The sequence below is a fragment of the Mycobacterium sp. genome (assembly GCF_051006775.1).
Classification (GTDB): Bacteria; Actinomycetota; Actinomycetes; order Mycobacteriales; family Mycobacteriaceae; genus Mycobacterium.
This window is the reverse complement of record NZ_JBPCSX010000055.1, coordinates 1-8,153: the sequence shown is the minus strand read 5'-3', so window position 1 is coordinate 8,153 and position 8,153 is coordinate 1. Positions and strand designations below refer to the sequence as shown.

7 protein-coding genes are annotated in these 8,153 nt (G+C 66.9%); 5 read left to right on the top strand and 2 right to left on the bottom strand.

Annotated elements, in window-relative coordinates:
* Together ACR2JI_RS04135 and ACR2JI_RS04130 are read left to right on the top strand one after the other, a co-directional pair.
* On the top strand, window positions 1–2,385 hold a 2,385-nt coding region (locus ACR2JI_RS04135), incomplete at its 5' end, for a circularly permuted type 2 ATP-grasp protein (RefSeq protein WP_526388324.1).
* Entirely contained in the window at window positions 2,382–3,281 is a 900-nt protein-coding gene (locus ACR2JI_RS04130; RefSeq protein WP_526388322.1) for a transglutaminase-like domain-containing protein, read from the top strand. The genes ACR2JI_RS04135 and ACR2JI_RS04130, both read left to right, overlap by 4 nt.
* Here ACR2JI_RS04130 and ACR2JI_RS04125 read toward each other — a convergent pair.
* Complete coding sequence (locus tag ACR2JI_RS04125; RefSeq protein ID WP_526388320.1) at window positions 3,271–3,861, bottom strand: hypothetical protein; 591 nt, start codon at window positions 3,859–3,861, stop codon at window positions 3,271–3,273. The genes ACR2JI_RS04130 and ACR2JI_RS04125 overlap by 11 nt on opposite strands.
* Window positions 3,862–3,968: 107 nt before the next feature.
* Here ACR2JI_RS04125 and ACR2JI_RS04120 point away from each other — a divergent pair, with 107 nt between their 5' ends.
* Window positions 3,969–4,928 (top strand): ornithine cyclodeaminase family protein, encoded by a 960-nt coding sequence (locus ACR2JI_RS04120; protein WP_526388318.1) that lies wholly within the window; start codon window positions 3,969–3,971, stop codon window positions 4,926–4,928.
* Here ACR2JI_RS04120 and ACR2JI_RS04115 read toward each other — a convergent pair.
* Window positions 4,869–6,104 carry a cation:proton antiporter gene (locus ACR2JI_RS04115; RefSeq protein WP_526388316.1) on the bottom strand — a complete coding sequence of 412 codons (1,236 nt, stop codon included), beginning with the start codon at window positions 6,102–6,104 and terminating at the stop codon, window positions 4,869–4,871. The genes ACR2JI_RS04120 and ACR2JI_RS04115 overlap by 60 nt on opposite strands.
* A 134-nt stretch (window positions 6,105–6,238) precedes the next feature.
* On the opposite strand from ACR2JI_RS04115, the gene ACR2JI_RS04110 reads away from it, so the two are divergent.
* Both ACR2JI_RS04110 and cax read left to right on the top strand, forming a co-directional pair.
* Complete coding sequence (locus ACR2JI_RS04110; protein WP_526388314.1) at window positions 6,239–6,940, top strand: mycothiol-dependent nitroreductase Rv2466c family protein; 702 nt, start codon at window positions 6,239–6,241, stop codon at window positions 6,938–6,940.
* Between the two features lie 51 nt (window positions 6,941–6,991).
* Entirely contained in the window at window positions 6,992–8,098 is a 1,107-nt protein-coding gene (cax, locus tag ACR2JI_RS04105) for a calcium/proton exchanger (RefSeq protein WP_526388312.1), read from the top strand.
* Window positions 8,099–8,153 lie beyond the last annotated feature (55 nt).

The following is an 8,153-nucleotide window of genomic DNA, read 5'->3' as shown; positions in this document are numbered from 1 at the left end:
GGGCGCGACGGGCTGCTGCGACTGCGCGAGACCGTGCGGGGGCTGGTCGACAACGACGGCATCACCTATAACGAGATCGACCAGGACCCCCATGACGTCGCAATGCCCGGGCAATGGCAACTCGACGCGATCCCACTGCTGGTGTCAGCGTCGGACTGGGACACCCTGGAAGCCGGGATGGTCCAGCGGGCCCGCCTGCTGGATGCGGTCCTGACCGATGTCTACGGCGAGCGGCGTGCCGTCACCAGCGGCATCCTGCCGCCGCAGTTGTTGTTCGGCCACCCGGGCTACATCCGGGCGGCGCGCGGAGTGCAGAACCCGGGCCGGCATCAGTTGTTCATGCTCGGCTGCGATGTGAGCCGGGCCGGTGACGGACGTTTCCTGGTCAACGCCGACCGGACCCAGGCCCCGTCGGGTGCCGGGTATGCGCTGGCCGACCGGAGGGTGGTGGCCCGCGCGATTCCCGACATCTACGAGCGCATCGGTCCCCGGCCTGCCTCCCCGTTCGCCCAGTCGCTGCGGCTGGCGTTGATCGACGTGGCGCCCGCGACCGCCGAGGATCCCGTGGTGGTTGTGCTCAGTCCCGGTATCCATTCCGAGACGGCGTTCGATCAGGCCTATCTGGCAACGGTTCTCGGCTTCCCGCTGGTGGAGAGCGCCGATCTGGTGGTGCGCGACGGCAAGCTGTGGATGCGATCGCTGGGCACCCTCAAGAGGGTGGATGTGGTGCTGCGCCGGGTCGACGCCGCCTACTCCGATCCCCTTGACCTGCGCCCTGATTCGCGGCTGGGTGTCGTCGGACTGGTCGAGGTGCAGCGCCGCGGTGCGGTGACGGTGGTCAACACCCTCGGCAGCGGGATCATGGAGAGTCCCGGTGTGCAACGGTTCTTCCCCGAGTTGGCGCGGACATTGTTCGGTGAGGAGCCGGCACTGGCATCCCCCCAGCTGTACTGGGCTGGTCTGGATTCCGAACGCTCGCACATTCTGGCCAGGCTCTCCTGCCTGGTGATCAAGTCGGCTGTGGCCGAGGAGACCTTCGTCGGCCCGGCGCTGTCAGCCGCGGAACTCCAACAGTTGGCGTCGCGGATCCAGGCGCAGCCGTGGCAGTGGGTGGGCCAGGAATTGCCGCAGTTCTCCTCGGCCCCCACCGATCACTTCCCGGGGGGCTTGTCCGCAGCATCAGTCGGCATGCGGTTGTTCGCCGTATCGCAGCGCAGCGGATACTCGGCGATGGTCGGCGGCCTGGGTTATGTACTGGCTCAGGGTCCGAGCGCATTCAACCTGAGAAGTGTTGCGGCCAAAGATATCTGGGTACGTCAGCAGAGCCGCGTCGGCGCCGAGCAGTCCGCCGTCACGCCGACGATGGAGCTGCCCAGTGGTACGCAGTTCATCAGCTCACCGCGCGTGCTGTCCGACCTGTTCTGGATCGGCCGGTATGCCGAACGCGCCGAGGGCACTGCGCGTCTGCTGGCTGCCACCCGCGAGCGCTATCACGAGTACAACCGCCGGCATGACGTTGCGGGCAGCGAGTGTGTGCCGGTCCTGCTCGATGCGCTGCGACAGATCACCGGCGTGGCGGACGCGCCGCAGACGCTGTGGTCGCTGACGGTGGATCGGTTGTGCCCGGGATCGCTGGCGCACTCGGTCGAGCGGTTGGCACTGGCGGCCCGCGCGGTTCGCGACCAGATGTCCAACGACACCTGGATGGTGCTGACCGCGGTGGAGCGGGCCCTGGAACACGCGGCGCAATCCGCGCCCAGCGCAGGCGATGACACCCTGCTGGCCAACGCTCAGCGGCGGACACTGGCCGGGATGCTCGCGCTGTCCGGGATGACCTCCGAGTCGATGGTGCACGACGCGGGCTGGACCATGATGGATGTCGGTAAGCGCATCGAGCGGGGTCTGATGCTCACCGATCTGTTGCGCGCCACCCTGACGGTGTCGCGCAGCGCCGAGGCCGAGCGGACAGTCACCGAGACGGTCCTGCTGGCCTGTGAGTCCTCGGTCATCTACCGCCGGCTCAACCTCGGCAGGGTCAGCGTGGAAGCCGTTGCCGACCTCGTGCTGTTCGATGAGAAGAACCCGAGATCGCTGATCTTCCAGCTGGATCGCCTGCGGGAGAACCTGCGCTCGCTGTCCGGGTCGTCGGGCTCATCCAAAGCGGAACGGGTGGTCGAGGAAATCACCGCGCGACTGCGCCGGTCGGATCCCGCGGATCTGGAGGAACTCGATGACAGCGGCCGCCGTGTGGCCCTCGACGAACTTCTCGCCGGCGTGCACGGTGCGCTCAGTGAGCTCGCCGAGGTCATCACGGCGACCCAGCTGTCGCTGCCCGGTGACATGCAGCCGCTGTGGGGCCCCGATCAGAGTCGGTTACTGCCGTGACCACCCGCCGCCACCGGATCACCCATCGCACCGAGTACCGGTACTCCGCGGTGGTGACGAATTCCTATGGTCGCAGTCACCTCACCCCGCGGGACACCGTCCGGCAGCGCTGCCTGAACTTCGACCTCAGCGTCGACCCCGCCCCGGCCGACCGGTCAACAAGCCGTGACGCCTACGGCAACATCAGCACCTACTTCCACATCACCGAACGTCACCACGCGCTGACCGTGGTGGGGGACTCCGTCGTCGAGACCGACTCGCCTGCGCCCGAGCTCTACGGAGCAGGCCCGGCACTGCAACCGTGGGAATCGGCGCTGCCCACGCGTCCCGAAGGAGTCTTTGCCAGCGAGTTCGCGCTCGATCTGCGACCGCCCGAGATCTCCGACGAGGTAAGGGAATACGCCGCATCGAGCTTCATGCCCGGACGTCCTCTGATCGAGGTGATCCGCGATCTCAACGCCCGGATCTTCTCCGACTTCACCTATCGATCGGGCGCTACCACGGTGTCGACCCGGGTCGATGAGGTCCTCGCGGCCGGCGAAGGGGTCTGCCAGGACTTCGCCCGGCTCGCGATCGCCTGTCTGCGCGCCAACGGACTTGCCGCCAGCTACGTCTCGGGTTATCTGGCGACCGATCCGGCTCCCGGGCAGGAGCGGGTGTTCGGGGCGGACGCCACCCATGCATGGGCGGCGGTCTGGACACCCGACGGCGAGTGGCTGGGATTGGATCCCACCAACGACCAACTCGTCGATGAGCGCTACATCATCGTCGGCTGGGGTCGTGACTACGCCGACATACCGCCGCTGTGCGGCATCATCTACACCGACTCCGAGCGCAGCGTGATCGACGTGTCGGTGGACGTCTCGCCGTTCGACGGCGAACCGGTCACTGCGTGAACGTCGTCAGACATTTCTCCGCGGACCCGCCGCGGCCGGTCTCGAACGCGGCGATCCGACCCGGGATCGCATCGGGTGCGGTGGTGGACAGCGTTGAGAACACCGCCGCGTCGATATCGGCCGGCGTTCCGGTCAGCCGAGGAGACTGACCATCGGCAACCGATGTGAGGTACACACCCGCCAGGCAGTCCGCCCCCAGCTCACTGGCCGGTAGATCGCGGGAGGCCTGGATCTGGTGGCCGATCTCGTGGGCCAGGATCGTCGCGACGGCCAGCGCGCCACCGGCGGCGTCCATCCGCTCGATGTCCGGAACGTCCCAGGCGATCTCGCCACTGCAGAACCGGGCGATGCTCAGCTGCGACAGGCAGACGTCGGCAGGCACCGGCCCACCCAGCGCGGCATACCCGATCGGCGCGGCGAATCCGGGCAGCCGCTGTGACCAGAACGTCTCGACATCCGTCGCAGCCTGCTCGGCGACGAAGTTGACCGGTGCGGCGAACTCGACGTCGACCCGGACCGCCGGCCCGGGTGCATCCGGACGCAGGCCGGCCGCGTCGGCGGCGCCGGCGACTGCGGTCATGACCAGGGCTGACGACCATAGGGCTAATGCCGGTGCAGTGGCTACAGCAGCGATCCGCCGGTTGATGCGCATACTCAATTGCAGCACATGCCACTACGGTAATTGACATGAGCGATAACCAGATGCTGGTCCTCAACCGCGCCGACCTGGAGGCCCTCGGGCTGACCTGGTCGGAGATCATCGACGTGTTGGAGGACGCTTTTCTGCAGAAGTCGCGCGGTCTGGTGCAGAATCCGCCCAAGCCGAAGGTCACCTCGCGCGGGGACTCGGCCTTCATTCACGCCATGCCGGCGTACCTGGGCGGCTCGGACAAGATCGGCCTGAAATGGGTGGCCGGATACGAGGACAACAATGACAAAGGGCTGCCCTACATCTACGGCGTGATGATCATGAACGACGCTGAAACCGGCCGGCCGATCGCACTGCTCGACGGCGGCTGGATCACCGAGATGCGCACCCCCGGCGTCTCCGGTGTGACCATGCGCCACGTCCCCGGCGACTTCAAGCACCTGGCCATCGTCGGCTGCGGGTTGCAGGGGCACCGTCACCTCGAGGTCGCACTCGAGGTCCACCCCGGACTGACCCATGTGACGGCCTATGACCGCAATGCGGGCAGAGCCCAGGATCTGCTGGACAAGGCGGGGGACCGGGTTACCCGGGTGGCGTCCTCGCCCACCGATGCGGTGGCCGGCGCCGATCTGGTGATCACCACGATCACCGTGCCACTGGATCCCAAACTCGACTGTGCCAACACCGATCCCAACGCCCTGCTGCTGCCGGTCGACTATGACGACGCGCTGGCGCAGGCGGCATTCGACGGTGCGGTGATCTATAGCGTCGACGATCCCGGTCAGTACAACTCGGTCGCCGACACGATGTATTTCTTCGGACTGCCCAAGCCCACCACGGATCTCGGCTCAGTGGTCGCGGGCACCGTCGAGGTGCCCAGAACCGGTCGGCGGATGTTCCTCAATATGGGGATCGCGATGGACGACGTCGCGCTCAGCTCACTTGTCCTCGATCGGGCCGCTGCGGCCGGAGCCGGAAGGCATATCGAGTTCCCCTAGACCCGGCGGCAGGTTGTCGGGTGGCTCGATGCGTAGCTTGCGCGCGACCGGTACATCGGTTGACGAGTGCAGGATGATCGACAGCGCGATGGTGACAGCGATCAGGTCGAAGAGCTGCTCGCCGTTCGGGATTCCCGCCTGCAGGACAAGTAGGCCGTAGACCACCGACGCGAAGCCCTTTGGGCCGAACCAGGCAGCGGTGAGCTTCTCCGAGCGGGGCATTCCGGTGTTGATCAGCGACAGCAGCATTGAGGCGGGTCGCACCACGATGATGGCCAGGCCTGCCAGCAGCCAGCCCTGCCAACCCAGATGCGACAGCCGCTCCGGAGTGATCAGTGCGCCGAACAACAGCAGCGCCGCGAATTTGGTGAGCTCGGAGAGCAGGTCACCGAATGGCTCGAACGCCTCCGCGGCGACGTGGTCGAGGGTAGCCAAGGCCGAGCCCGCCGCGAATGCCGCAAGATACGGATTGGCGTGAGTCAGATGGCATGTCGCGTACACGACGATCGCGATCGCTACGGGGCCCAGCGGTTGCAGGCGCGGCTCCGCGGTGAGGATCCTGCTGCGCCAGGCAAGTGCGACCAGGGCTGCGACACCGACACCGATCACCAGACCGAGTACCAGTTCGAGCAGCACTTCGCTGATATGCGAGCTCTCATGCCTGGCCAGTGCGAGGAAGATCAGCACGAAGGGCAGGGCCAAACCGTCGTTGAGTCCCGACTCCACGTTGAGTAGGCGGCGCAACCGCAGCGGGATATCCGAGCGGCCCACCAGGGCCGAGGCGAACACCGGATCGGTCGGTGACAGGATGGCGCCGAGCAGCAACGCCGTCGGCCAATCCAGGTGGACCAGGTAGTGCGCCGGTACCGCGATCCCGATCATCGCCAGCGGCATACCAAGGCCCAGCGCCCGCCCGGACAACCGCCAGCCCTCGCGCAGCGCCGGGACACTGGCCCGCTGCCCGTCGGTGAACAGCACGGTGAACAGCGCGATATCGGCCAGCACCGCGACGATCTCGTCCTCGGCGCTCTGGGTGACCACACCCAGTCCACCGGGGCCCAGCAGCGCGCCGGCGAGCAGGAACAGCAGTGCGGTGGACAGCACGGTTCGGGCCGCCAGGCCGGACAGCGAAACGCTGATCAGCAGCACGACTCCGTAGGCCAGTACCAGCGCCATGGCAACCTCCCGATCACCGGTGGGCGCAGCTTCCGCTGCCTGCCTCAGATCTACGCCAACGAACTGTGGCACGTCGAGCCGGCGACTGACAATGCCTAGTGTCAATGCCTAGTGTCAATGCCTATTGTTCTGTCATGACCGCGCGACCCGAGCCCCCGGAATTTGTCGACTTCCATTTCGATGTGATGTGTCCCTACGCGTACCAGACCTCGCGCTGGATCCGCGAGGTCCGCGAGATGACCGGGCTGGCAGTCAACTGGCGGTTCTTCAGCCTCGAGGAGATCAACCGTGTCGAGGGTAAGAAGCACCCCTGGGAGCGGGAGTGGTCCTACGGCTGGTCGATGATGCGGATCGGCGCACTGCTGCGCCGGCGCTCCATGGATGACGTCGACGCCTGGTATGAGCGCGCGGCCCGGGCTCTGCACGTCGAGGGATACAAACCGCATGAGCCAGCCGTCGCGCGAAATCTGCTGGAGGAGTTGGGCTTTGACCCCGACCTTGTCGACGAAGCCATCGCCGACCCGACCACCAGCGACGAGGTGCTCGCCGACCATCGGCGGGTTGTTGAGGCCGCCGGCTATGGCGTGCCGACGCTGTTCTTCCCCGATGGCCAGTGCCTGTTCGGCCCGGTGCTGATCGACCCGCCGACCGGGGAGGCTGCGGTACGACTCTGGGACGCGGTGCTGGCGTGGACGGAGTTCCCGCACCTGTACGAACTGCAGCGACCCAAGACCGGCGCCGATGCGGAATCCATCGCCGAGACGTTCCGGCCCTATCTTCAGGCCCGCGACTGGGTGTCGATCAATCGCGGCGAGGTCATCACCTTCGACCGGTAGGCGCGGCCGATATGCGCCATTGCCGGCATCGGTTCTGGCAAACTCGGGCCTGTGACCGCGACCCGTCTGCCGCTGCTGAGTGGACGCGACCGCATCATGTTCGCGATCACCGCTGTCGCCGCGGTGCTCGCCGGGGTGCTGCACTACGCGCATTCCAACGCGGTCGTCGCCTTCATCGTGTCCGCACTCGCGCTGGCCACGCTGGCATCCCTGGTGGGCCGCTCGGTGGAGGCGCTGGGGGACCGGCTCGGGCCCCGCGCCACCGGTGTTCTGCAATCCTCGCTCGGGAATCTTCCCGAGTTGTTCGTGATCCTGTTCGCCCTGAAGGCCGGTCTCTTCGACGTGGTGAAGGCCACCCTGGTCGGTTCGATTCTGGCCAATGTCCTTCTGATCCTCGGCGCGGCGATCATGGTCGGCGGGCTGAAACACGGCCGACAGCGTTTCGCCGCCGACGACGGGCGCACGCTGGGCCTGATGCTCACCCTCGCGGTGTTCATCCTGGCCGTGCCATCGCTCACCGCCGCGCTGCACACTCCCGCCGCGACCCATGAGCGCATGGTCTCGGTGGTGGTGTCCATCGTCATGCTCGTGCTGTTCGCGCTGTCGCTGCCGGCCACCCTGGGCGGCCGGGGTGGCGATCCCATTGCGGCGAGCCCGGATTCGGCCAAGGCCGCCAGTCAGGCGACAGCGCACGGTGAGTGGCCGCTGGCGATGGCGGTCGGGATGCTCGCCGTCGCGGCCGTCGGTGCAGCGTTCGTCTCGGAGTGGTTCGTGGCGGCCCTGGAGCCCGCCATGGCGGCCGCCGGTATCAACGAGGTGTTCGCCGGTCTGGTGATCGTGGCGATCGCCGGGAACGCGGTGGAGAACTTCGTCGGGATCCAACTCGCCGCCAAGAATCAGATGGATTACGCGGTGCAGGTCATCCTGCAATCGCCTGTCCAGATTGCGCTGACCATCGCTCCGATCGTGGTTCTGTCCGCCGGCGTACTGGGCCAGCCGGGGTTCGACCTGGTGTTCTCCCCGCTGCTACTGGCGGCGCTGATGATGTCGGCCCTGGTCGCGGTACTGGTCACCTTTGACGGTGAGTCGCATTGGTTCGAGGGGGCGGTGCTGATCGCCCTCTATATCGCGATCGCGACGGCGTTCTGGTGGGGATAGCGCTTCGGCGGCTGGCGCTGGCCGCGATGCTCGTCGCCGGGTTCGTGTTCACCGC